Origin of the sequence: Arthrobacter sp. NPDC093125, assembly GCF_044754225.1 — a bacterium.
Lineage (GTDB): Bacteria > Actinomycetota > Actinomycetes > Actinomycetales > Micrococcaceae > Arthrobacter.
On sequence record NZ_JBIVOQ010000016.1, the window covers coordinates 70,214 to 92,654 of the forward strand.

The 22,441-nt window shown below is 61.5% G+C and carries 25 protein-coding genes; 8 read left to right on the top strand and 17 right to left on the bottom strand.

What is annotated here, in order from left to right:
* Nucleotides 1–288: 288 nt before the first annotated feature.
* The 3 genes from ACIP9X_RS19735 to ACIP9X_RS19745 all read right to left on the bottom strand — a co-directional run bounded on the left by ACIP9X_RS19735 (nt 289) and on the right by ACIP9X_RS19745 (nt 2,492).
* Entirely contained in the window at nt 289–663 is a 375-nt protein-coding gene (locus tag ACIP9X_RS19735) for a DoxX family protein (RefSeq protein ID WP_400481455.1), read from the bottom strand.
* A 75-nt stretch (nt 664–738) separates the two neighbouring features.
* On the bottom strand, nt 739–1,440 hold the full coding sequence (locus tag ACIP9X_RS19740; protein ID WP_400481456.1) for an NADPH-dependent F420 reductase: 702 nt from the start codon (nt 1,438–1,440) through the stop codon (nt 739–741).
* Complete coding sequence (locus tag ACIP9X_RS19745) at nt 1,437–2,492, bottom strand: LLM class flavin-dependent oxidoreductase (protein ID WP_400481457.1); 1,056 nt, start codon at nt 2,490–2,492, stop codon at nt 1,437–1,439. Before ACIP9X_RS19745 ends, ACIP9X_RS19740 begins: the two co-directional genes overlap by 4 nt.
* A gap of 95 nt (nt 2,493–2,587) precedes the next feature.
* Here ACIP9X_RS19745 and ACIP9X_RS19750 point away from each other — a divergent pair, with 95 nt between their 5' ends.
* Entirely contained in the window at nt 2,588–3,094 is a 507-nt protein-coding gene (locus ACIP9X_RS19750) for a MarR family winged helix-turn-helix transcriptional regulator (RefSeq protein WP_400481458.1), read from the top strand.
* 462 nt (nt 3,095–3,556) lie between these two features.
* Here ACIP9X_RS19750 and ACIP9X_RS19755 read toward each other — a convergent pair whose 3' ends face one another.
* Complete coding sequence (locus ACIP9X_RS19755; protein WP_400481459.1) at nt 3,557–4,354, bottom strand: aspartate/glutamate racemase family protein; 798 nt, start codon at nt 4,352–4,354, stop codon at nt 3,557–3,559.
* Between the two features lie 118 nt (nt 4,355–4,472).
* Between ACIP9X_RS19755 and ACIP9X_RS19760 the strand changes: the two genes are divergently transcribed.
* Entirely contained in the window at nt 4,473–5,159 is a 687-nt protein-coding gene (locus ACIP9X_RS19760) for a GntR family transcriptional regulator (protein ID WP_400481460.1), read from the top strand.
* Between the two features lie 325 nt (nt 5,160–5,484).
* Here ACIP9X_RS19760 and ACIP9X_RS19765 read toward each other — a convergent pair whose 3' ends face one another.
* The 13 genes from ACIP9X_RS19765 to ACIP9X_RS19825 all read right to left on the bottom strand — a co-directional run bounded on the left by ACIP9X_RS19765 (nt 5,485) and on the right by ACIP9X_RS19825 (nt 16,334).
* Nucleotides 5,485–6,078 (bottom strand): histidine phosphatase family protein, encoded by a 594-nt coding sequence (locus ACIP9X_RS19765; RefSeq protein WP_400481461.1) that lies wholly within the window; start codon nt 6,076–6,078, stop codon nt 5,485–5,487.
* Nucleotides 5,976–6,752 carry a CbtA family protein gene (locus ACIP9X_RS19770; RefSeq protein WP_400481462.1) on the bottom strand — a complete coding sequence of 259 codons (777 nt, stop codon included), beginning with the start codon at nt 6,750–6,752 and terminating at the stop codon, nt 5,976–5,978. Before ACIP9X_RS19770 ends, ACIP9X_RS19765 begins: the two co-directional genes overlap by 103 nt.
* A complete protein-coding gene (locus tag ACIP9X_RS19775) occupies nt 6,743–6,940 on the bottom strand; it encodes a CbtB domain-containing protein (protein ID WP_400481463.1) in 198 nt (65 codons plus the stop codon). Before ACIP9X_RS19775 ends, ACIP9X_RS19770 begins: the two co-directional genes overlap by 10 nt.
* Before the next feature lie 41 nt (nt 6,941–6,981).
* Nucleotides 6,982–8,436 (bottom strand): amidase, encoded by a 1,455-nt coding sequence (locus tag ACIP9X_RS19780; RefSeq protein ID WP_400481464.1) that lies wholly within the window; start codon nt 8,434–8,436, stop codon nt 6,982–6,984.
* An 18-nt stretch (nt 8,437–8,454) separates the two neighbouring features.
* On the bottom strand, nt 8,455–8,649 hold the full coding sequence (locus ACIP9X_RS19785) for a hypothetical protein (RefSeq protein ID WP_400481465.1): 195 nt from the start codon (nt 8,647–8,649) through the stop codon (nt 8,455–8,457).
* A 103-nt stretch (nt 8,650–8,752) separates the two neighbouring features.
* Nucleotides 8,753–9,115 (bottom strand): nitrile hydratase accessory protein, encoded by a 363-nt coding sequence (locus tag ACIP9X_RS19790; RefSeq protein WP_400481466.1) that lies wholly within the window; start codon nt 9,113–9,115, stop codon nt 8,753–8,755.
* Nucleotides 9,112–9,744, bottom strand: coding sequence for a nitrile hydratase subunit alpha (gene nthA, locus ACIP9X_RS19795; protein WP_400481467.1), 633 nt, complete (start codon nt 9,742–9,744; stop codon nt 9,112–9,114). The genes ACIP9X_RS19790 and nthA overlap by 4 nt, the downstream gene beginning before the upstream one ends.
* A gap of 23 nt (nt 9,745–9,767) precedes the next feature.
* Nucleotides 9,768–10,472: a nitrile hydratase subunit beta gene (gene nthB, locus ACIP9X_RS19800; protein WP_400481468.1), complete on the bottom strand. Its 705-nt coding sequence runs from the start codon at nt 10,470–10,472 to the stop codon at nt 9,768–9,770.
* A gap of 145 nt (nt 10,473–10,617) precedes the next feature.
* Complete coding sequence (locus ACIP9X_RS19805; RefSeq protein WP_400481469.1) at nt 10,618–11,616, bottom strand: ABC transporter permease; 999 nt, start codon at nt 11,614–11,616, stop codon at nt 10,618–10,620.
* 2 nt (nt 11,617–11,618) lie between these two features.
* Nucleotides 11,619–12,632 (bottom strand): ABC transporter permease, encoded by a 1,014-nt coding sequence (locus tag ACIP9X_RS19810; protein ID WP_400481470.1) that lies wholly within the window; start codon nt 12,630–12,632, stop codon nt 11,619–11,621.
* Nucleotides 12,632–14,191, bottom strand: a complete 1,560-nt coding sequence (locus ACIP9X_RS19815; protein ID WP_400481471.1) for a sugar ABC transporter ATP-binding protein — start codon at nt 14,189–14,191, stop codon at nt 12,632–12,634. The genes ACIP9X_RS19810 and ACIP9X_RS19815 overlap by 1 nt, the downstream gene beginning before the upstream one ends.
* A 24-nt stretch (nt 14,192–14,215) precedes the next feature.
* Nucleotides 14,216–15,226, bottom strand: a complete 1,011-nt coding sequence (locus ACIP9X_RS19820) for a substrate-binding domain-containing protein (RefSeq protein ID WP_400481472.1) — start codon at nt 15,224–15,226, stop codon at nt 14,216–14,218.
* Nucleotides 15,227–15,410: 184 nt separating this feature from the next.
* The gene (locus tag ACIP9X_RS19825) at nt 15,411–16,334 is read right to left on the bottom strand and encodes a LysR family transcriptional regulator (RefSeq protein ID WP_400481473.1); all 924 of its coding nucleotides are present in this window, start codon (nt 16,332–16,334) and stop codon (nt 15,411–15,413) included.
* A gap of 362 nt (nt 16,335–16,696) precedes the next feature.
* Between ACIP9X_RS19825 and ACIP9X_RS19830 the strand changes: the two genes are divergently transcribed.
* From ACIP9X_RS19830 to ACIP9X_RS19855, 6 genes are all read left to right on the top strand, one after another.
* A complete protein-coding gene (locus ACIP9X_RS19830) occupies nt 16,697–17,464 on the top strand; it encodes an SDR family NAD(P)-dependent oxidoreductase (protein WP_400481474.1) in 768 nt (255 codons plus the stop codon).
* 89 nt (nt 17,465–17,553) lie between these two features.
* Nucleotides 17,554–18,426, top strand: coding sequence for a TIM barrel protein (locus ACIP9X_RS19835; protein ID WP_400481475.1), 873 nt, complete (start codon nt 17,554–17,556; stop codon nt 18,424–18,426).
* Between the two features lie 99 nt (nt 18,427–18,525).
* A complete protein-coding gene (hpaD, locus tag ACIP9X_RS19840) occupies nt 18,526–19,524 on the top strand; it encodes a 3,4-dihydroxyphenylacetate 2,3-dioxygenase (RefSeq protein ID WP_400481476.1) in 999 nt (332 codons plus the stop codon).
* Nucleotides 19,525–19,700: 176 nt separating this feature from the next.
* Complete coding sequence (locus ACIP9X_RS19845; RefSeq protein WP_400481477.1) at nt 19,701–20,435, top strand: fumarylacetoacetate hydrolase family protein; 735 nt, start codon at nt 19,701–19,703, stop codon at nt 20,433–20,435.
* Nucleotides 20,432–21,949 (top strand): fumarylacetoacetate hydrolase family protein, encoded by a 1,518-nt coding sequence (locus ACIP9X_RS19850; protein WP_400481478.1) that lies wholly within the window; start codon nt 20,432–20,434, stop codon nt 21,947–21,949. Before ACIP9X_RS19845 ends, ACIP9X_RS19850 begins: the two co-directional genes overlap by 4 nt.
* Nucleotides 21,950–21,959: 10 nt before the next feature.
* A partial coding sequence (locus ACIP9X_RS19855; protein WP_400481479.1) for a 2-keto-4-pentenoate hydratase occupies nt 21,960–22,441 on the top strand: 482 nt, incomplete at its 3' end.

Below are 22,441 nucleotides of genomic sequence, written 5' to 3' on the forward strand. Positions count from 1 at the left end.
TGGGAACCAGCCTGCCGGGGCTTTCTTGGGTTCGAGGTGTTCGGGTTCGTCGCGGTAAGGATCGGGGCGAATTGGTTCACCTGATGAGATACGCAGAATACAGCTTTATAGGATCCTTCGGCGGGCGGCGGGCCGGCCAGGATACCAAGTGATGGACCGGGTAAAGCACGGGAGTAGAAGTAGCTGCGAGAACTCCCGTTCCATGAGGAAGTCGGCATTTCCGCAAGTCAGGGCGCCTTGTGGCGATGACTGCATTCGGACGCTAGAACCTCCCTGGATACTTTGGGCTCAGAAGCTGTAGGGGCCAAACCGGGCTAGGGCGACACCGGCGGCGAGGATGCCAAGGGCGATGTTGATGATGACGTTTGGAATCTCTCCGCGCCGGGCGTGCGTGATGGCCGCCCCGATCATCAGCAGAAAGAGCCCGGTCGCGGTGGTCGGCACAAGTACCGTGGCTATATTCAGCACCGCCGGCAGGATCAGGCCCAGTGCGCCCAGGATTTCTGCTGTGCCGATGCCTTTGACGGCACGCTCCGGGAAGTCTTCAGCCCATCCCTGGCCGGAAGCGGCAAGCTTCGCTTTGGGCTGGGCGATCTTCATTGTTCCCGCGGCAAGGAAGAGAAGCGTAAGCAAGGAGGTGATGATCCACAGGATGATGTTCATGATGATCTTCTTTCATGCTGATTTGTCACTGAGTTGGTCGAGTGGTTTCGCTGGTAGTGACTGAAAAGTGATTGTTCAGGGCGCTGCCTGGAGGTTGGCTGTCCGGTTTCGTGCCGCGGCGACCTCCCTGCCCCTGGGGGTTGAGTCGAACCGGTCGAGCATGGCTTGGAGCTCGGTGGCAGCGACGTTTGCCCCAAAGGCTTCGGCATGTGGCTCGAGGCGGATGCTGTCCTGGAGCGTTCCGGCGTAGACCGGGTCGAACCCGAGGTCATCCACCAGGGCCATAACGCGTGCAACGGCGGCGAGGTCATCCCCGGCGACCGCAATACCCCTGCGGTCAGGGGCGCCGGGGCTCCGGGGACCCTCGTCGAGATCGTGGTAGCCCATGTGGTTAAAGGCTTTGACGACGACGGACTGGGCGAGGTGTTCCTGCACCAGTTGGCTCGTGGCGTTGCCTGGGTCCTCGAAATCCGGCCGATGGCCGTCGACTTCCCACCAGTAGTTCATGGCGTCGATCACGGGCTTGCCGGCCACCGCTTCCCGTGACACGGTGCCAAGCTTGCCCAAAGGTAAGGCCAGGACGACGAGGTCACCGTCTTGGGCCGCCTGCTCCGTGGTCACCGGCTCGGCCCCGGGGGCAATCACTTCCATGATCAGCCTGATTCGTTCCGGGTCCCCGGAGCCGGCGATAAGAACCCGGTGGCCGGCGGCAACGGCGAGGCGCGCCAGGACGGTGCCCAACTTGCCGGCTCCCAGGATGCTGATGGTTCCTGTCATGCGACTGCCGACCCTTGACGGTCGTGGTCGGCGAGTAGCTCGCGCACCATCGGCACGACCTTGCTGCCGTAGAGTTCGACGGCCTTTAGGCGCGCACTGATCGGCTGGGCTCCGGAGCTGAAGATGAGGTCGAAGCGGCCGACAGAGAGCGAGGACACTGCTCGTGCGATCTTCTTCGCCACGGTCTCCGGCGAGCCGATGTACATCGAGCCGTGGTGGATCTCGGACTCGAATTCCTCCCAGCGGATGGGCGGCCAGCCGCGGAGGGCGCCGATCCGGTCCCGCACCACTTTGTAGTGGGGCCAGAAGATCTCCTTGGCTTCGTCATCGGTATCGGCAAGGAACCCAGGAGAGTGCATGCCAACAGGCCACGCCGTCGTGTCAAATTGCGCGGCGGCCCGCTTGTAGAGGTCGATATAGGGGATGAACCGCTCGGGCTGGCCGCCGATGATGGCGAGCATGAGGGGGAACCCGTATTTCGCGGTGCGGACCACGGACTGGGGCGATCCCCCCACGCCCACCCACGTCTTCAGGCCGCCCTCGGTCTTAGGGTATACGTCGGCATCGACGAGGGGGGCGCGGACGGTGCCGCTCCACGTTACGGGCCTTTCCTGGAGGAGTTGGGCGAAGAGCTCGATCTTCTCCTCGAAGAGCACGTCGTAGTCGCTGAGATCATAACCAAAGAGCGGGAACGACTCCGTGAACGATCCTCGGCCGAGGATGACCTCGGCACGACCGTTCGAGAGCGCATCCACTGTCGCGAACCGCTGGAACACCCGCACAGGGTCGTCCGAACTGAGTACCGTCACCCCCGATCCCAGGCGGATGCGGGACGTGCGGGTGGCCATACCCGCCAGCACAGTCTCGGGGGCGGACACCGAGTACTCCGGACGGTGGTGCTCGCCCACGGTGAAGACATCGACGCCCAGCTGGTCGGCCATCACCGCCTCATCCACCACTTGCCGGATGGCACGGGCGTGGCTGACAGGCGCACCGGCGTCGTCCGTGGGGACGTCACCGAAGGTGTCCAGTCCGAAGATCACTTCGCTCATGACAGCGCTCCTTCTGATTGACATGTCAATCATCTAATTGACGCGTCAATCATCCCGTCGTATGGTTGACATGTCAAGCGAAGGGGCATGGGTTGATGAATCAAAGCAGGAAGGGCGCCAGACAGAGCCCCAATCCGGCCGAACTGGCGGCGTGGCGCGAGTACGTTGAGACGGCTGAGGCCATACGGCAGGCTTTGGCCTCCGGGCTGCAGACAACGTCCGGCGTGTCACCCGGCGACTACGCCGTACTCCTGGCTCTGAGCGAGGCTGACGAACACCGGTTGCGGTCCTCGGTGCTCGCAGAGAAAATCGGCTGGGAACGCAGCCGCCTCTCGCACCACCTCGGCCGCATGGAAACCCGCGCGCTCATCCGTCGGCAGCGGTCAGGCAATGACAGCCGAGGGGCAGAGGTAGAGCTAACCGATGAGGGAGCCAGGACATTCCGCAGCTCCTCAACATCACACCTCCGCCTTGTCCACCGACTCTTCGTGGAGGCACTGACGCCCGAGGAACTCAAAGCCGCCCACGGGGTCGCCTCCAGCCTGCGCCGGCACCTGCATCAGATCTCCTCAACCCAAGACGACGGCCCGGTCCATGAGTAACCTCGAGAGAGTCCCCGAAGAGATCATTTGTGTTGAGGGCGGCCGAACTCGCCCCCGTTGAACGGCTGCCACCGCGTGACGTTCCGCTGGGCGGTCCGCGCGCCATGCCCTGCGCCGGACAATTCCCCAGAAACAGCGCAGCCTGATCGGAGCATGGTGTTTTCCTGGACCACTACGAACCGGACCGGGTCCCGAACACGGAGGCATGCGCGTCGCACTCCATCCCCATACCGGGGCCGGCCACGAGGCAATCATCCGGCCCGGCGAAGTCAACCTCATGGCGGCCGACGCGGGATCTCCCACTAGGAGCTTTCCACGCCCCCCCAAACATGGCATTCCCTCCAGCCTGGAGATGTCGTCCCTCCTAGCCGAGAAGGCGCTGTCTGCCCTAGAGGGTCTGGTGACGAACTGACCGTAGACGTTCGGCTGATGTTGGGTACAGATGAATTCGGACATCGTCGGCTATTCCTCACGGAGGACGACTGCGGCTCCTGCTACGGTGAGGCTGTGCCGAACAACGGAGGCGGCAAGGACCCGGGCTGGATCGACGAGAGGCACCGACACGTCTGCCTCGTCTAATCCGATGGGGATTTCGGTGCAACCTGCAATGACACGTTGAGCGCCGGAGGCGATCAGTCTGGCTGCAGCATTTTTGAGGTTGGCGCGGATGCAAGGGCTGGTATCGCCGGATTTGATCCTGCGAATGGAAGCCATCACGTACCTTTCCTGGTCATCCGCAACAGGAGTCAAGACCGTGATGCCGCGCTTCTCAAGCCATTCCTGATAGAGGCCAGCCTGGACTGTCCCAGTGGTGGCAAGGAGCCCGACGGCACCCACAGGCGGCTGTATTGCTCCGATATACCTCGCCGTCTCCTCAATCATGTGGATGATTGGCATATTCACTGCCGCATGGACTGGCCCGAGGAAAGCGTGGGCGGTATTGCACGGCACGGCTAGCAGGCTAGCCCCGGCGTTCTGGAGGAGCCGTGCGCCGGCGATGATTGCCGGCGTGGGGTCTGCACCGTTCTCAAGGAGGGCGCGAGTCCGGTCAGGGATGGTGGGATCAGACCATATGAGCGTTCGGAGATGTTCCTGGTCTTGCCTGGCAGGGGTGGCCTCAATGAGCTTGAGGTAGAAGTCCGCAGTGGCAACTGGGCCCATCCCCCCAAGAATTCCAACTACGGTGGCGGCGCGCCGCATCGGAAAAGCGGCCTGGTCGTCGTCTTTGCTCAACATCGGCTGGGCCAGGAGCTTCTTCATAGTCTGACAGTCCTTGGATTCGATATGATTGCATCCAATATATTGCATAACGGCTAGGCCGAGTAGTCCCCTTGCCGTAAGTATTCACTTCGCAGACGACTTCGGTAGAGTATGCAATATGCCGCTAAACAGCATGAAGGCCGTCGAACGCCCTAAGATGAGTGACGCTGCGTACTATCGCCTTCGTGATGCCATCGTTCGAGGAGAGCTGGCGCCGGGGGAAAAACTGAAGGACAGCGACGTAGCTGAATTGCTCGGTCTAAGCCGCACGCCGGTGAGGGAAGCTATGGCGCGGCTGATCGACAGCGGACTCGTGGAGGCGAAGCCCGGCGTCTACACGAAGGTCGCACCGCTGAATCAGCGAGACGTTGCCGCCAATCTTGCAGTGCTTAAGGCACTCGACGCCGTTGCCGTCGAAGCGTCAGTTCCTCGACTCACCGAGCGAGACATGAAGTCTCTGCGTCAGACAAACCGCAGCTTTGCGACACACGTCAACAAGCATGACGTGGACAAGGCACTGGCCGCTGACGACGCCTTCCACCAAATCATCATTGACGCCGCAGGCAACCCCGTCATAGCCCGAATCATCGAACAGCTCCACCCACAGCTGCACCGGGTTCTTTACCGCAAATTCGGCAGTCTCTTCGGAGGCGCAGAGACTATCGAGCATCACGAAGCGCTCATTCAAAAGTTCGAGGAAGGGGATTCCGCGGGTGCCGCAGCACTGTCCAGCACTCATTGGTCCCATCTGGGTAGCCTTATCGGCGAATTGTTTGAATCGAAGGAACTTTCTCAAGAGGGCTGAGCGCACGCGGCAGCAGGTGTCCCCCCTGCTGGCCCAGGAAGCCCGAAGTCCGCTGAGAAGTAGTCCGTGTTGGTTGTTTGGCTGCCCGGTCTTGTCGTATCGCGGAAGGTGTGGTGCCAACTCGAATTGATCTTAGGGACCGATCCACGGTCCCCGAGATCCAGTTGCTGGCGCAAACCCACGATCGAAGAATCCTGGACGCTGTCCATACCGAAGCCATCACCGGCATTGGTCCTAAACCAGTACCGGCAATGACTGGGAGAAAAGAACAGAGCGCCTTGTAACCAAGGCCGATGTCTCCGTTCCGGTCAGATGCAAGCCGTGGTCAAAGGCTCAGCATGTAGGAGTCAAAGGCGCGAAGGTGGCATTGGGGGCCTGACCAGTAGGCATCGATGTTGTCGCTAGTGACGGCTACGGCGGCCCTGATATTTTCCGCATGAGTGACGATAATAAAGTCCTGCGTCCGGTCCAGCTGCCCCAGCCATAGACTTGTGCGCTGCAGCAAGTCCACGATGCTCTCGCCCCCGTGACCTCTGTAGCCTGGATTTGAACGCCACTGCCGGAGATCGGTTGGGCTTACGGCCTGCAGCGGCAGTCCGTTCCAGTAACCGTAGTTGGCTGGAGACAAATGCGGGTCCGGAACAGCTTTGAGTCCCAGTGCCGCGGCTGACTCCCGGCTGATGGCGGTTGGAGAACAAACGGCCGGGCTATCTTCTATCCGGGCTAGGGGAACGCATGACCTGTCGAGAGGCCCGTCTGCGCCGAAACGGGCCTCCCGGGTTTGCCTGCATAGTCCGTGCCGGATAAAGGTGAGCTTCAATTCCTCAAGACTTTGCGCTCCAGAAGGAACTGGAACGCGACCCCGAGGACGAGCCACAGGGTGAGCTGGGTTGCTGCAGAAGCCAGCCGGAAATTCCACAGGAGGTCGGCCGGGAACCCGTTGTAGTCCGTTCCGCTGTCCGGCAGTAATTGCCATCCCACGATGACTATGGCTGCCGCTGTCAGGCCTGGAAGAACTTTGAGGACTACTGATGATCCGGGCCGGGATTCTTCCCACCGGCGCACCACGAACCAAGTAATAACGGCCGCCAGACCAAGAAGCACCGCAATGACCCATAGGTTGGTTCGATAGTCGATTGTTTCGGTGGCGCCCACGGCCGGAGGATTTGGCGGTACCAACAGCCACGGAACTGCAGCTATTGCAGTCCACCCCGCCCCCGCGAGAGGAAGGACGCTCAGTGTCGTTGAACCATGCCCCAACTTTCGACTCAGCGGAAACCAAACGATGCCGAGCAGCACCCCAAACGAGCCGCCGGTCAAAGACGTCGCCAGGAACAGTCCGGCGCGTTGCCCTTCGCGTGAAATCAGCGGCCCGTCTTCCGTACCGTGGCTGTGTCCTGCCGCAGTCGAGTCATGACTGTGTGTAGCCGCGCCCGCTTCCTCGATGGCGATGGCCTGATCCACAAGGCTTTCCCCGGTGAAATAGGCGACGCCGCCGGCCAGGAGCCCGGCGATCAGCCCCGCGAGCAGCCCGCGAAGCACAGAGCTGCGCAGCGGAAGATGGACAACGTTATTGACTGCGGTCAGTGACATGGGACGCCCAGGAGGTGCCGGCCATCATGCATGACCTCGTGCAGCAGCATGCCTGCCCGGGACAGTTGCCCTGCATCGAACTGCACCAGGTAAAGAACGACTAGCGACGCCACAACGGCGAACAGCGCTCCGACCACCGCCAAGGCACTTGGCCCGCGCCGGACCAAGGTAGGGATGAAGGTGCTCATTATAGTTCTCCTTAGGTTGGTTGGAGTTGAAATAGGGATAGTCAACGTTCCGTTGCCGTAGCGGCAGCTGTACGGGCGAGTGGGTCCGGCACCCTCAGGTGCCAGTCCGTCATGCGCTGGAAAGCGTCCCCCGCCCTGAGAATGAGCTCCTCTTCGAACGGCCGGCCTGCAATCTGAAGGCCAAGTGGAAGCTGTTCGTCGGTGAATCCGAAAGGAATACCGAGGACGGGATTGCCCAGCGTGTCCCAGTAGGCCGTGTAGATGGGACCGAAACCGTGGAAGTAGCCCTTTTCCATCCGTTCCAGGGCCGCCGCTCCCCCGCCGGCGGTCGGCATCAGGATCAAATCAACATGCTTGAATGTTTCCTTGATGGCCTTTTGCCCTACACGGCGCGCACGCTGGGCCTGGACATAGTCGGTGGCGCTGTAAAAGAGTGCCGTCCCAATTGCAAGGCGGGTCGCCAGCCCGTAGTCCTTCCACCGTCGCTGCATGTCGGGAAGGTGATAAGTAAGCGCCTCCCCGTACATCAGGATCTCGTCCACGGTCGTCATCTCCGCATAGTGCGGAATCTTCACTTCCACGATGTCGGCGCCTAGCTTGGCAAGCACCTCCAGCGCGGCATCGAATGCCGGGGAGAGTGCGGCATCGTACTCGTCCGTTATGTTTTCCATGCGGTCGACACCTATGCGGACGCCTGCCAAGTCTCCTGTGAGTCCGGCAGCGTACTGCCCGACAGGAACATCTGATGCCGTGGGATCCGATGGATCCGGGCCCGCGAGAACATCAAGCATGAGGGCGCAGTCCTGCGCCGAACGTGCCATTGGACCAATGTGGTCAACAGTGAAGCCTAGCGGCACCGTTCCCGACTTTGGTACCCGTCCGTATGTCGGCATAAGTCCTGATATGCCACAGTAAGCGGCCGGGATGCGGATTGACCCTCCGGTGTCACTTCCCAGTGCCCCGTACGCTGCACCTAGGGAGACCGAGCTGCCCGAACCGGAGCTGCTTCCCCCGGCCCAGTGCTTCAGTGACCAAGATGATCGTGGGATCGGGAAGGGCTTGGTCGGGTCCGGCTCACCGGTGGCGAATTCCATCGTCGTCAGCTTGCCCATGATGATGCCTCCGGCCTGGCGAAGCCGCTGCACCGCAATTGCGTCGCCATGCAGTACATGCGGGTCATGAACGAGGGATTGCGCCGTGGTTGGGCCCTCCGTGGTCCCGAAAATGTCTTTGATGCCCAAGGGCACACCGTGCAGCGTCCCAACGGGCTTTCCGGCGGACAAGGCTTCGTCTGCTGCTGCGGCCGCTTCCAGCGCCTGTTCGTTAAAGCGCGCCAGAAACATGCCGACCGCCTCGTCGTACTTGTCCGCTGCAGCGATTGATTGTTCGACGGCGGCCACACTGGTTGTCGTGCCGGAACGTATCGCAGCGGCCAATTCAGCCAGCGTCGCTGGATGCTGCTCTCCGCCGCTGCCGGGGAGGGGGGAAGTGCTCATTGAGGAAATGGCTCCTGGTCATACTCGGGGTTCGAAAATAACGGCCGGTTCTTCGTATCGGACACCGTCAAGTTCATAGAGAGCCTGTACGGCGGCGCGGCGTGCGGGGTAAGCCTGGACCAGCAGGTCCAGTTCCTCCGCTGGTACCTCGAGCCGGTGCTGCTGCAGCAACGCTTCGACGACCGTTCGATGTGTGTGGGGGGATACAGTCACTTGTGCCCTTCCGTCCGGTGGTGTGTACGAGCCGGCAGCAGACATCCGTAAGCGGTGGGGAAACCGGTTCGGCGCTGCTGCCGGCGGAGTTTTTCGAAACGGATTAGAACACTTCGTCGCGCTCGTGGCTGCGGAACTCGCCTTCGCGTTCGGCCAAGTCAGTCGCGTCCACGCGTGTTGACATCACCTCCGAAAGCGCTGCCAGCCAGCATTCGTAGTACTCGTCGACGCCTTGTTGGCCTGTGAGGGCGATTTCATGTGAGATGGCCTTTTGAAATTCGGACCACTCGAAGTGGCCGTCCTGGCAAAGGCTTACTGCCATCCCGAAGGCACGAGCATGCCAGGGCGCGTCAAAAATGATCTCTCCGTTGCTGCGGGGTACCGCGGCATCGCCGTTCAAATCGTCAAGACGGACTCGGGAGGTGGACTCGGAGACCTCAGCGGGTGAGGGGCAGTTGGGGCTCATTTTGCCACCGCCTCGGAGGGAACCGCCGGTAGTGTCACACCGATCATGGAGTCCCGGGTGATGAGGGGGACGAGGTCCTCCTCATTCAGGCCTTCCGTGCCGGCTGGTCGCTGTGGCAACACGAGGTAACGGACTTCCGCGCTGGAGTCCCATACCTGAATGTTGGTTTCATCGGGCAGGGTTGTACCGAACTCGGCGAGTACCTTGCGGGGTTCGCGGACCACACGCGCGCGATATGGGGCGTCCTTGTACCAGCGGGGCGGCAAACCAAGGACTGGCCACGGATAGCACGAGCAAAGGGTGCAGACCACCACGTTGTGTACGTCGTCGGTGTTGGGAACGGCGACCATATGCTCGCCCTGCAGCCCGCCAATCCCCAACTCTTTCAGTGCAGACGTAGCGTCGGCAAGAAGCCGCTCGCGGTAGTCCGGATCGACCCAGGCCTTTGCAACAGCGCGGGCGCCATTCAGCGGTCCGATGTCGTGTGTATAGGTGTCGATGATTTCGTCAACGACGTTGCCCTTGATGTACCCCTTCTCGCGAAACAGTGATTCCAGGGCACGCGCCCTGACCTCACCGTCTGAGAGTTCCCCGGGATGGTGGCCGCCAGCGCCATGATCATGAGACATTGTTCGTCCTCTCTTGCCTGGTTTTAGTTTGTCGTCACTGCAGGGGCCAGGTAGCTCTCCCACAGATCCACGATGAAGTGCGTGCCGGGCTCAGCCTGGTCGGCCCAAAGGTCGCTTCCCTCAAATTTCACCGAGTACAGGTACTCCGGGTTTTCACCCAGGTGCTGTGACACTGCATCGGGAAGGATGTAGGCTCTGTGACTGATTACTACTGTTCCGGTATGGCCCCAGATATATCGGGGTGAGCGGGTGTGCGTAGGGACCGGCCGGGGCACAGCAACCACACGGTCTCCTACGGAGAACGCCGGGCGGGCGTCGATTTCCCGGTCGGCGGGGACGCCTTCCCAGATGGTTTTCGCCAGCGCCTTCGAGAGCTCGTCGATTTCGGCTTGTGTCGTCGGCGGCCCCTGCACACTGAGATCCAGCCCATCCCGGACGGCTTGCTGCCGCGACCGCAGTTCCTCCTCCGTGAGAAAGCCCTTCTCAATGAGAAGCGGCTCCCAGGCATGCAGCCAGTGCTCGTAGTAGCTTGCGGTCAAATACGTGCCATGGCCAATCTTTTCAATTGCATGGCGTACCTCGTCAGCAGTGAGCCAGACGCCATAGTGGGCGCAAAGCTTCTCAAGGGCGAATGTCAGACCTTCCCACGGCTCATGGAAGACCTCGTTATCCACGGTGTCGATCTTGCCGAACCCGTGCATCCCGCCCATATCGTGTATGCCGATCAACGGGTGTCCTTTCTTCGATTCTTGTTGAATCTTCGGGCATCGTAACGCCATCGACCTGTGCTGCCTACACCCCTCGGGGAGGGGTTCGCGGCCGGTTTGTCGGACGGGATATAGCCGTCGGCGCTGATGCTTGATTCATGCGCGCTCAGGCGCCTCGGACAGCGCCGCGGCGGTCCGCCAGAGCGCCGATGATGAGGGTCAGCACCAGGATCAGGCCAACACTGACGCTCTGCCAGTAGGAGCTGACGCCCAAGAGATTCAGCGCGCTATTAACTGCGGTGATGAAAATGGCGCCCGTGAAGGTGCCCAGCAGCCGCCCTTCTCCGCCCCGCAGGGCTGTTCCGCCCACGACGGCTATGGTGATGGCGGTCAGTTCCACGCCGAAGGCCATGTTGCCGGCGGCGGATGACAGAAGGGCAGCCAAGGCCACGGCAGAGATACCGGTGAAAATACCGGTAATGGCAAAGGCGGTGATTTTCACCCGGTCGACCCTGATACCCGCCATGCCGGCAGCCTGCTCATTGCTGCCCACTGCTCGCAATTGTCGGCCAAATTTCGTGCGGTAGAGCAGTGCATAGGATGCCACGCACACGACGACGAAGACGATGAAGATTGCCGGCACGGGCCCAACAGCAGCCGTCGCGAACGACTGGAAGTTGATTGATGTGATTGCCAGGATCGAGCCGCCCGTCAGAATGAACGCGATGGCGGTGTAGATGTTGAACATGCCGAAGGTCGCGATGAACGGTGGAATGCGGATCTTGGTGACAACGATGCCGTTGAGCACACCAAGTACCCCGCCGGCGATGATTCCGGCAAGCGCTGCCATCCCGATGGTGCTGCTCGGGAGGACGAGCGCCGTGACGATGGCGCTCACTGCCGTGATACCAGCGACGGAGAGGTCGAACAATCCGCCGGCGATCAGGAGCGTCATGCCGCAGGCAACAATTCCGGCAAAGGAAGCCTGCTGCGCGATGTTGCTGAGGTTCGCCTGGGATGCAAAGTTAGGAACGACAACTGAGAGGATCACGAACATCGCGACCACAGCGACCTGCAGGTAGTAGCGGCGGAGGAAGTCGCCCAGCGCCGGGATTCGCCCTCCGGTATGGGTTGGAACGGTTTGGGTGTTTACTGCAGCGTTCATGGTCACCCCTCCAAAAGGATGCGTCGGTGGATGTGGCGCCGGATGCTGTCAAGCGATAGGGCGAAGATGAGCAGTACGCCGATGGCCAGATTTTGGTAGAACGACGGGACGTTGAGCTGGTTTAGCGCCGAGGCAATCATTGCCAGGAGCAGACCTGCGATGAACGTTCCGGGCAGGTTGGCACTGCCGCCGGCCAGGCTGGTCCCGCCAAGGACCGCAATGGCAATGATCTGCAGTTCCAACCCGACACCGAGGTTACCGGTGACATTGCCGAGTTGGCCTGCCAGGAGAACACCGCCCAGACCCGCAGTAAGACCGGCGATAATGAAGGCAATCAGGGTAACTCTGCGGACGTTGATTCCGCTTTCTGCTGCCGCCTCAGGGCTACCGCCTACAGCGCAGACGTGTCGTCCGAACGGGGTGTACTGCATGAGCACGTACAGTCCAGCAAGCAAGACAATCGCAAGAATGAACGGAATCGGAACTCCGAAGAACCTGCCGTTTGCCAACGTGCTCAAGAATGCGTCGTCACCGCTGAGCGTCTGGCCATCAGTTACCAGGAGGGCGACGCCGCGGATGGCACCGAGGGTTCCGAGGGTGGCCAGGAACGACGGAACCTTCAGGTATGCCACCAGGATTCCGTTGATGAGACCGACGAGCAGCCCGGTGAGCAGGCCGGCGCCTATGCCTGCGAAGAGTCCTCCGCTTGCCAGGAAGAGTGTCAGCAGACAGGCCGAGAGACCTTGAATGGATCCGACGGAGAGGTCAAGGCCACGAAGGGCGATGATGACGGTCATCCCATAGCCGATGATCGCGGCAATTGACGCGTTGACCAGCATGTTCGCCAGGTTGTTTCCAGCGAAAAAGTTGGGGACGGCCGCCACGCAGATGATCGCTACGATGAAGAATGGGATGAGCACGCCATAGCGGCTAAGAGCCGTGGCCAGTGTCTGTCGCCGCAAACGCGACCGGGCTGCTGCCGCGTCAAAGCTGGTGTCAATTTGTGCGGTAGTCATTATGCGTCCTTTACGACGAGGTTGCCGTCGGCTGTGGCGGAGGGACTGGGGCCGGCAGTACCGACGGATTCGGCGAGGATCCGATCTTCCGTGACGTCGTCGCCGGTAAGTGTGGCAACGACGTGCCCGTTCCGGAAGACCATGCACCGGCGGACCAGAGTGACGAGTTCCGGTGTGTCGGAGGAGCTCACGACGACGGATACACCCGATTCGGCCAGGCGCTGGATCAGTTGATAGATCTCGACCTTCGCCCCTACGTCGACGCCCCGTGTGGGTTCGTTGAGCAGCAATACGTTGCAGCCGGAGAGGATCGCCCGACCGAACAGCACCTTCTGCTGATTGCCGCCGCTCAGATTGCCGATGTACTGGCGGGGCCTGTCAACCTTGATGCGGAGTTCGTCCTTGAGCCGGTTGTAGATGTCCAGCTCCCGACGGGTGCTGGGAATGGCACGGGATATGGGGTTCTTGCCGCTTTCTTTAGCGGAGATCAGGAGATTCTCCAGCACGGTCAGGTGCGGCAGGATTCCTTCGGCCTTCCGGTTCTCGCCCAGCATGAAGATGCCTGCCTGCAGGGCGCCAGTCGGTGCGGTAAGCCTTACGGCCTTGTCGTCGACTTTGATTTCGCCCTTAGCCGGAATCACTCCGAACATGGCCTGCATGACTTCGGACCGTCCCGAGCCGACCAGACCCGCGAGACCGAGGATCTCGCCGCGGCGGACGCTGAAGCTGACAGGTGCCACAACCTTGGGGCAGGTAACACCCTCCACGCTGAGCCGGACGGGCTGCTCCGCTGCATCTGTACTGTGCGTACTCTGCTCGAACTTTTGAAGCTCGCGTCCCAGCATGAGTTCGACCAACTCCGCCTCCGTGGTATCTGCGGTTTTCAGGTCTCCCACGCGCTCTCCGTCCCGGAAAACAACGATGTTGTCGGAAATTTCGAAGATTTCATCCAGGCGGTGGGAGACGTAAAGGATGGCCTTTCCTTGGCTCTTCAGCAGTTTGATGAGGTCGAGCAGGCGCCGGACTTCTCCCCGGTTCAATGCGGCAGATGGTTCATCCATGATGATGACTTCGGCGTCCTTGGACAGCGACCGGGCAATCTCGACCATCTGCTGGTTGCCGACGGAGAGAGTCTCAACGGTCCTGGAAGGGTCCAGGTCCAGACCGAGCTGGTCGAGCAGACGCCTGGCGTGCCGTTTGCTCTCCCCTACCCGGATCAGTCCATTCCGGGTCAGCTCGCTGCCCAAGAAGATGTTCTCGGCCACGGTGAGCTGGGGCACCAGGCGAAACTCCTGAGCCACGACGGTGACACCGGCAGCCTGGGAATCTGCGGCGGAGTTGAATTCGACCGGGCTGCCCTTCATGCGCAGCTCACCGGTTGAAGGCGGTTCAAGCCCGCCGATGAGGCGAATCAACGTGCTCTTACCGGCGCCATTCTCGCCCATCAGAGCGGTGACTTCACCGGCACGAAGCGTGAGGTCCACGCCTTTGAGGGCTCGCACGCCTGGATAGGTGCGGCTGACGTTCACCGCTTCGAACACTACGGGTCCGAGGTTCATTGCAATGCCTTAACGTTGGAGGGTCTACTGGCGATTGAGCTTGGCCTTGAAATCAGCCAGGTTCTCCTTGGTGACGAGAGTGGTCGGCTGCTCCAGGGTCTTGGAAGCCGCGTCAGTGAACTTCGGCTCCTTACCGTCGAGAAGGTCCAGCGCAGCGTCAACCAGAGCCTGACCCTGACCGAACGGGTCCTGGGCCACGGTGGCTTCCTGCTTGCCCTGCTCGATTAGTTCCAGCTCGATTGGGTCACCGTTGAAGCCGACGACGGTGGGCTTCTTCTTGGAGGTTTCCGATGCTCGGACCGCGCCCTGGACAGCGTTGCTGTTGAAACCAAAGATGGCTTCCACGTTTGGGTTGGCTGCAAAGATGTCCTGGCCGGCTTTGAAGGCCGCCTCGACGGTCTGGCCTGGAATTTCACTGACAAGCTTCAGATTCGGGCACTTGGCGAGACCGTCCTTGAATCCCTTGCCGCGGGCCTCACCTGCTGCGTGTCCCGGGTCATCCCGAATGAACGCGATTTCATGCGGCTGGCCGTCATCGAACTTTTTGCAGAGGTACTCCGCTGCCTGGCCGCCGCCTTCTTCATTGTTGGACTGAACGAAGTAGTCGTAATCGCCCTTGGCTCCAATGTCACCGACGAGAACAGGAATCTTCGCTGCGTGGGCGGCTGAAATTGTCGCCGGCAGCGAGTCCGGCTGCACCGGGGTAATCAGCAAAGCAGAAATATTGCGTGAAATCAGCTGCGAGCTACCCGTCACCTGAATCTGCGCCGAGTCCTTGGAGTCAGAGATGACGACCTCCGCACCGCGCTCAGCTGCCCGCGCCTTGACACCCTTGGCGTAGGCGATGAAGTAGGGGTCAGTCTGGTCGTATACGGAGTAGCCCAGGATCAGCGGATCCTTCTTGACGAACGTGGTGCTGGAGCCGCCATTGGCTCCCGAGGTGCCGGAACCGGTCGTGTTTGCACCGCTGGCACAGCCAGCCACAGCGAAAAGACATGCAGCAGCTGCTGCTGCGACACCGAGTTGAGGCTTCATGTTTCTTCCTTGGGGTTGGGGTTTCGTCGCCTAAGCGATCGGGTTTGTTGTGACTGAGGTAACCATCTCAAGTCTCTGCCCCAAGGGAAAGTACTATTTCGCTCTACGTTGCATATACGGAATGTATAGGTCTGTATCAGCCGCGGTCACTGGCCGGGAGACAGGCGCTTCGCCCTGGGGGCTGTTATGTCGAAGGACGGTGCGCGGGAGCGGACGAGCGAATCCGCTTCAGCAGCCGGCTCAATGCGGGGCTCACCTCTGCCCGCGCCGAAACGACAGCTACCGCTTGCAGCGGCGGAATGGGTTCGCGGATCTCGCGAACAACGAGATCAAACTTTCGAAGGCTCCGCCGCTGCGCGTCGGGAAGGATGGAACTGGCCTGCCCGGATGTAATCAGCGGGATGCTTGTCTGGATGGTGTCAGCGATTCGTGTGCGGCCAGTAATTACACCGAAGCGCCTCAGGGTTTCATCGACGATGTCGGGCAGGCTGGGAACAGCCGGTGTCCGCTGCGGCAGGATCATTGTCATCGCCTCGAAAACGCCAATGCCCACGGGGTCTGGAAGGTCTGTGCGGTCCGGCGGGAAAGCAGCAACCAGGGGGACATCTTCCCAACGGATAATGTGGAAGCGGTCCTGCCGCTCAGCGAACTGTTCTGCATCGGCAACCATAATGAAGGCGACATCAGCCTTGCGGTTGTGGATCATCTCGATAGCTGTCCAGGGCGGCGGATCGATGAGCCGGACGTCGACGTCGGGGTTCTCCACGCTGTGCTCTTTGAGGAGCTGCGGAATCCGGTACCACATGAGGGCCGGGACGCTGGCAACCGTGATGGCCCCCTCCCGCCCGGCACCGTAATTGGTCAGGTGATTGACGACCTCATCCACATCGCCCAGTATGCGTGAGCCGGCATTGAGCAGATACATGCCGGCGCTGGTCGGACTCACCCCCCGGGCTGTCCTGATCAGGAGCTGAACGCCCAGCTCTGATTCAAGCTTGCTTATGGTCAGGCTTAGGGGCGGTTGCGACATGTGCAACTCGGCTGCGGCCGCTACAAAGGAACCCGCTTCGACGACGGCCTGAAAGTAACGCAGTTGGCGAAGGTCCATGACTTCAGAGCGTAGTCGAATTCCGGGCAGCGGACGGGGACAGTTCGTCGCTAACTTCTCCTGCCGCGGCGGTCGGTTATTCACAGCGCAGACATTCCGGAGCCCGGCGAGGTATATGCAATAGCTATAGGAGGGGAAGCAAAATAGTATTTTTTTCGCGGCCGGATCGGTGCCAGAGTGATTGCACGAACTGTTGGATGCGGAGGCTAACTGCAGCTGAAGAGTCTTCTTCAGACCAGTCTGCCCCTCACTAGAAAGAAAGTGGTCGCCACTACCATGTCAGTCACCGATAACGCCCCTGCTGGGCTCTCAGGCAGCTCCGTCGTGCCGTCCGCAACGTCCGTCAAGACTGGAGCGACGGCGTGACCGCCCCCGTGGCCGTGATCTCCGGCGGAGCCCGGGGCATCGGGGCGGCAACAGCAGAGAGGCTGACCAAAAATGGTTGGCAAGTTGCGCTGCTGGATCTGAATGCTGAGGGTGCTCAGGCTCAGGCCGATCAGCTCGGTCCGGACAACCTCGGCCTTGGCTGTGATGTCTCGGATCCCTCTGCCGTTCAGGAGGCAATCGACCAGGTGGGTGCCCACTTCGGCAGAATTGATGCGGTCATCCCCGCCGCGGGTAACATCGCGCGTGGTCCTGCGGAGAGCTTTGACCTGGGTGTCTGGCAAAAGCACCTCGACATCCACCTGACCGGTACGCTCCTGCTCGCGCAGGCCTGTCACGGGTATCTGGCGCAGTCAAAGGGCAGCATTGTCACTTTTGCCTCAGTGGCATCTACCTTCGGCCTGCCGGGCCGTGTGGCATACGGAACGGTCAAAACCGGCATGGTGGGATTGACTCGCACGCTGGCAGCGGAGTGGGGCCCGCAGGGCATCCGGGTCAACGCAGTAGCCCCAGGCTATGTCGACACGGAAATGGTCCGGTCGGGTTTCCGCAGCGGGACGATCAACGAGGATCTGGTCCTTTCACGTACGCCTCTGCGCCGTCTCGCCCAGCCCGATGACATTGCTGGTGTTATCGAATTCCTCATCTCCCCCGCAGCAAGCTTCATCACCGGCGTTCTGCTTCCTGTAGACGGCGGGCTCATCATTGATGGCCGCTTCGATGGAGCATCCGTCCCCGGCGTTTAACGAACGCCGCTCAAAGCTCTGCCCCATAAGCATCAGCCGTGCCGGCAAGCCCGGGGCAACTGCAAATTAGGCTCAGGAGAAGTTCAAAGATGAATGTAAGTATCGGCTGCAGCGGTATCACGTGGCGCAAGCGTGGACTCGGAGACGGGTTAGCGGATATTGCATCCGCTGGTTACTACGGCGCACCCATCAGTGGTGTGGAAAGCCGGGATGCGGCTGAAATTCACCGCTTATGGACAAGCCACGGCCTGGCTCCGGCCCCCGGCTATATTAATGGCGAATACTGGGATCGCGGTCAGCGGGATGACCAGCTGCACGCAGCACGGATCAACGCCAAGGTCTCCCGCGAACTCGATCTGACCGACATTTTCATCGCGGTCGGTGGTTTCGAGACTGTGACCCGCGCGGGCAGGACCCGCCGGCAGGCGGCCGCCAATGCGGGACAGTTGGACATGCTCACCGACGAACAGTTCCGCCAAATGACGCAGACCATCACCGAGGTGTGTGAGGTCTTTCTGGAGGAAGGTGTCCGGCCCTGCTTCCACACACATGTAGGAACATTTGTGGAAACGGAGGAAGAAGTCGAACGGCTTCTTGAGGCAGTGGACCCTGAACTCCTTTTCGTTGGTCCTGACACCGGGCACCTGGCATGGGCCGGCATCGACGTGAACAACTTCTTCCGCCGCCACGCCCGCCGCATCACATCCGTGCATTTGAAGGACATTGACTTGGAAGTTCGCGAACGCGGGCGGGCAGAAGGCTGGGCCTACGCCGAGTTCGAAAAGGCCGCGATCTGGACAGAAGTCGGGGACGGAGACATCGAGTTCCCGGGCATATTCCAGATTCTCGACGACGTGGGCTACAGCGGCTGGCTGACAGTGGAAACAGACGTGACGCAGCAGCCCACCCCATTCGAGAGCGCCCGCATCAGCCGGGAGTACCTGGCTGGTCTCGGATTCTGAGACGCTCTCGCAAATCTCATCAACAGGCAGCCGTCGAAACGGTTCGCCGAAAAAACGCGGCTTAGCAGCAGCATGCCCAACGAATTGTAAGGAGTAGAAATGCTTCCCGTTTGGAATCGTAATCCAGCATTCACCATTACCCGCGCCAGCCACGTCGTGCTTACCGCACGGGATCTGGATGCCAGCGCCCACTTTTACACCGACGTCATCGGTCTGGTCCTCACAGAACGGGACGAGCACACCCTGTACTTCCGAGGCCTGGAAGAGGCGGCCCATCACAGCCTGGTCATCAAGCGTACGACCGGCGACGCCCAGGCCGAGCGCATCGGCCTTCGCGTTCAGGACGCATCCGACATCGACAAGGCCGCCGATTACCTGAATTCACGGGGCATTGTCACCACCGAGCCGGACGTCCCGTTCCAGGGCCGCACCCTGCACTTCACGGACCCGGTCGGCAACCTCATGGAATTGTGCTCATCCATGGACGTCGTAGACCGCCGCATGCAGGAGTTTCACACTTTCAGGAGCGGCCAGCCCCAGCGGATTGATCACTACCAGCTGGTGACCCACGACGTCCAAACCGCAACGGACTTCTACTCCGACTTGGGATTCCGCCTTGCCGAATACACGGCCGCCGACGGGACAGAAGAGCTCTGGGGCAGCTGGCTCGAGGTTAAGGGAAACACCCACGACATAGTGTTTACCAACGGCACCGGCCCCCGTCTGCACCACTTCGCTTACACCGTCCCCGACGCGTCTTGCCTGATCCACGCAGCCGATGTGGCCGGCAGCCTCGGATTCGGGGATGAGATCGACCGCGGGCCCGGCAGGCACGGACTGAGCAACGCACTCTTCCTGTATCTCCGGGACCCCGATGGTCACCGGGTGGAACTGTTCAACACCCACTACCAGTTCATTGATCTTGAAACTGACCCTATCCGCTGGGACACCTCAGACCCGCGCAGGGCGCAGCAGTGGGGCCTGCCCGCCTCCGAACGCTGGTGGTTTGAAGCCTCCGAGTTCCCCGGTCAGCCAGTTCAGAAGCCACTCCTGGAGGCTTCGCCTATCACCCTCGAAAGCTACCTCAGCGTCCACTAATGATCTAGGGGTCGAAAGTCCGCATATCTGCACGAGTGAAACAACGGCCGAGAACGTTTAGGTCTGGAAAGCAGGCTTGACCAATAAGTCCAGCCCGCAAAGCGCCTGTTTCTGTCCACCCGTGTGCGCCACAACTTCCTCGCGGCACGACCTTCCACCTTTCAAAGGAGCAGCCCATGGAGGCCACCGACCTGCGGCCCTCGAAAATCATCGCCGTCCATCTGAACTATCACAGCAGGAACGCGGAACGAGGAAAGGCTCCGGAGACGCCGTCCTATTTCCTCAAAGCGCCCTCGACGCTAAACCATACGGGGCAGGATGTGCTGAGGCCGCCCGGCTGTCAGTTGCTTGCTATGGAAGCCGAAGTCGCCTTGATCATTGGGGACGTTTGCCGCAATGCAGCTATCGCCGATGCGTGGAACTATGTCGGCTGGGTCGCCGCTGCCAACGACTTTGGCGTGTACGACCTCCGCTACGCCGACCCGGGTTCGAATGTTCACTCAAAAAGCTTCGACACATTCACGCCGATAGGTGCGCGGCTCATGAAAGCAGACGCCCTGGACCCGGCGGGCTTTCACCTACGGGGCTGGATCAATGGAAAGCTCGTACAGGACGCCGCAATGTCAGAGGACCTTGTGTTCAGCTTCCCCTACCTCGTAGCCGATCTGTCCCGCGTGATGACACTGAACCGTGGAGACATCATTCTGACTGGTACCCCCCGCGGCTCCACCGTGGTGGAACCCGGCGATTTCGTGGAAGTTGAGGTCAGCCACAGCAGCGGCGCTTCCTCCAATCGCTTGGGCAACAAAATCGTCGCTCTCCCCGGAGACCTTGCAGAGACCGGGGCGCAGCCACGCATCAACCAGAAAACACTCGCCGCAGCATATGGGTCAGCTGTCCAGTCGAGATGACAATGAACGATTTCGTACGTGATGAGGAGAAGGTTTTGGAGCAGGTCAACGACGACACCCTGGCTGCAGCACGCAAGGTGATCGCGGTGCACATCAACTACCCCAGCCGGGCAGCCCAGCGCGGCCGGACCCCGGCGCAGCCCTCGTACTTCCTGAAGCCGTCCTCGTCGCTGTCCCTGACCGGCACCCCCGTCGAACGCCCCGCCGGCTGCCAACTCCTCGGCTTTGAGGGCGAAATCGCCCTGGTCATCGGCAAGGCCGCACGCCGCGTAGGAATTGACGACGCCTGGAGCCACGTCGCCGCCGTCACCGCCAGCAACGACCTCGGCGTGTACGACCTCCGCTACGCGGACAAGGGCTCCAACCTCCGATCCAAGGGCGGCGACGGCTTCACCCCGGTAGGCCCGGCACTGATCCCGGCAGACGCCGTCGACCCCGCCAGCCTGCGCATCCGCACCTGGCACAACGGCGAACTCGTCCAGGACGACACCACGGCAGACCTGCTCTTCCCGTTCGCCCGGCTCGTGGCGGACCTGTCCCAGCTGCTCACCCTCGAAGAGGGCGACATCATCCTCACCGGAACACCCGCCGGCGCGTCCGTCGCCAAACCCGGCGACGTGCTCGAGGTGGAAGTCACCACGGCCGACGGCGGTTTGGGCACCGGCCGCCTCACCACCACGGTGGAGGACGGCACCACGGCGTTCGCGGACTTTGGTGCCGGGCCCAGGATTGACGACGTGCAGCGGGAGGAAGCGTACGGTTCCCGCGAGGCTGCCGGGCTACCCGCCGCAACCAGCGTCCTGGCCCCGGAGCTGAAGGCCAAGCTGGAGTCCGTGGCCACTGCCACCCTGTCCTCCCAGCTGCGCAAGCGGGGACTGAACAACGTCAGCATCGACGGCCTGACCGCCACCCGCCCGGACCACAAGGTCGTTGGCCTGGCCCGGACCCTGCGCTACGTGCCCAACCGCGAGGACCTCTTCAAAACCCACGGCGGCGGCTTCAATGCCCAGAAACGCGCCATCGACTCCGTCAACCAAGGCGAAATCCTGGTCATGGAGGCCCGCGGCGAGAAGGGCACCGGCACCATCGGCGACATCCTCGCCCTCCGCGCCCAGGTCCGCGGCGCCGCAGCCATCATCACCGACGGCGGCGTCCGTGACTTCTCCGCCGTGGCCGCCATGGACATGCCCACCTACTACTCCAACCCGCACCCCGCCGTACTCGGCCGCCGCCACATCCCCTGGGACACCGACATCACCATCGCCTGCGGCGGCACCACCGTCCAACCCGGCGACATCATCGTTGCCGACGCCGACGGCATCCTGGTCATCCCGCCGGCCATCGCCGAAGAGCTCGCCGACGACTCCATCGCCCAGGAACGCGAGGAAGTCTTCATCGCAAAGATGGTGGAGCAGGGCCACAGCGTGGACGGACTCTACCCGCTGAACGCCCAATGGCAGGGCAAATACAAGGAATGGTCGACTGCACATATGGAAGGGGCCCGCGTTGACTAATCCTGCAAGCGTGTCCAGCACGGGAGCACTGGATGACAAGACAATCGAGGCGATCGCCGACGAACTCGTGGAGGTCGGCCGGTCCCGGACTCCGATACCCCGCCTGACAGCCCGCTACCCGGACATGACCGTCGAGGATTCCTACGCGGTCCAGCAGCTGTGGCGCCGCCGCAACGAGGACGCCGGCCGGACCCTGGTGGGCCGCAAAATCGGCCTCACGTCCAAGGCCATGCAGGCCGCCACCGGCATCACCGAACCGGACTACGGCGCCATCTTCGATGACATGGTGCTGGAAACCGGCTGCTCCGTGGAGTGGGACAAGTACACCCACCCCCGGGTGGAAGTGGAGCTGGCGTTCGTCCTGAAGGACAGCCTCAAAGGCCCTGGCTGCACCATCTTCGATGTCCTGAACGCCACCGACTACGTGGTTCCGGCCCTCGAAATCCTCGACTCCCGGATTGAGATGGAGGGCCGGACCATCGTGGACACCAT

Bases quoted from the DNA above. Each gene is read 5' to 3' on its own strand.
- ACIP9X_RS19735 (WP_400481455.1), bottom strand. From the start codon at position 663: ATGAACATCATCCTGTGGATCATCACCTCCTTGCTTACGCTTCTCTTC.
- ACIP9X_RS19740 (WP_400481456.1), bottom strand. From the start codon at position 1,440: ATGACAGGAACCATCAGCATCCTGGGAGCCGGCAAGTTGGGCACCGTC.
- ACIP9X_RS19745 (WP_400481457.1), bottom strand. From the start codon at position 2,492: ATGAGCGAAGTGATCTTCGGACTGGACACCTTCGGTGACGTCCCCACG.
- ACIP9X_RS19750 (WP_400481458.1), top strand. From the start codon at position 2,588: ATGAATCAAAGCAGGAAGGGCGCCAGACAGAGCCCCAATCCGGCCGAA.
- ACIP9X_RS19755 (WP_400481459.1), bottom strand. From the start codon at position 4,354: ATGAAGAAGCTCCTGGCCCAGCCGATGTTGAGCAAAGACGACGACCAG.
- ACIP9X_RS19760 (WP_400481460.1), top strand. From the start codon at position 4,473: ATGCCGCTAAACAGCATGAAGGCCGTCGAACGCCCTAAGATGAGTGAC.
- ACIP9X_RS19770 (WP_400481462.1), bottom strand. From the start codon at position 6,752: ATGTCACTGACCGCAGTCAATAACGTTGTCCATCTTCCGCTGCGCAGC.
- ACIP9X_RS19775 (WP_400481463.1), bottom strand. From the start codon at position 6,940: ATGAGCACCTTCATCCCTACCTTGGTCCGGCGCGGGCCAAGTGCCTTG.
- ACIP9X_RS19780 (WP_400481464.1), bottom strand. From the start codon at position 8,436: ATGAGCACTTCCCCCCTCCCCGGCAGCGGCGGAGAGCAGCATCCAGCG.
- ACIP9X_RS19790 (WP_400481466.1), bottom strand. From the start codon at position 9,115: ATGAGCCCCAACTGCCCCTCACCCGCTGAGGTCTCCGAGTCCACCTCC.
- nthA (WP_400481467.1), bottom strand. From the start codon at position 9,744: ATGTCTCATGATCATGGCGCTGGCGGCCACCATCCCGGGGAACTCTCA.
- ACIP9X_RS19805 (WP_400481469.1), bottom strand. From the start codon at position 11,616: ATGAACGCTGCAGTAAACACCCAAACCGTTCCAACCCATACCGGAGGG.
- ACIP9X_RS19810 (WP_400481470.1), bottom strand. From the start codon at position 12,632: ATGACTACCGCACAAATTGACACCAGCTTTGACGCGGCAGCAGCCCGG.
- ACIP9X_RS19815 (WP_400481471.1), bottom strand. From the start codon at position 14,191: ATGAACCTCGGACCCGTAGTGTTCGAAGCGGTGAACGTCAGCCGCACC.
- ACIP9X_RS19820 (WP_400481472.1), bottom strand. From the start codon at position 15,226: ATGAAGCCTCAACTCGGTGTCGCAGCAGCAGCTGCTGCATGTCTTTTC.
- ACIP9X_RS19825 (WP_400481473.1), bottom strand. From the start codon at position 16,334: ATGGACCTTCGCCAACTGCGTTACTTTCAGGCCGTCGTCGAAGCGGGT.
- ACIP9X_RS19835 (WP_400481475.1), top strand. From the start codon at position 17,554: ATGAATGTAAGTATCGGCTGCAGCGGTATCACGTGGCGCAAGCGTGGA.
- hpaD (WP_400481476.1), top strand. From the start codon at position 18,526: ATGCTTCCCGTTTGGAATCGTAATCCAGCATTCACCATTACCCGCGCC.
- ACIP9X_RS19845 (WP_400481477.1), top strand. From the start codon at position 19,701: ATGGAGGCCACCGACCTGCGGCCCTCGAAAATCATCGCCGTCCATCTG.
- ACIP9X_RS19850 (WP_400481478.1), top strand. From the start codon at position 20,432: ATGACAATGAACGATTTCGTACGTGATGAGGAGAAGGTTTTGGAGCAG.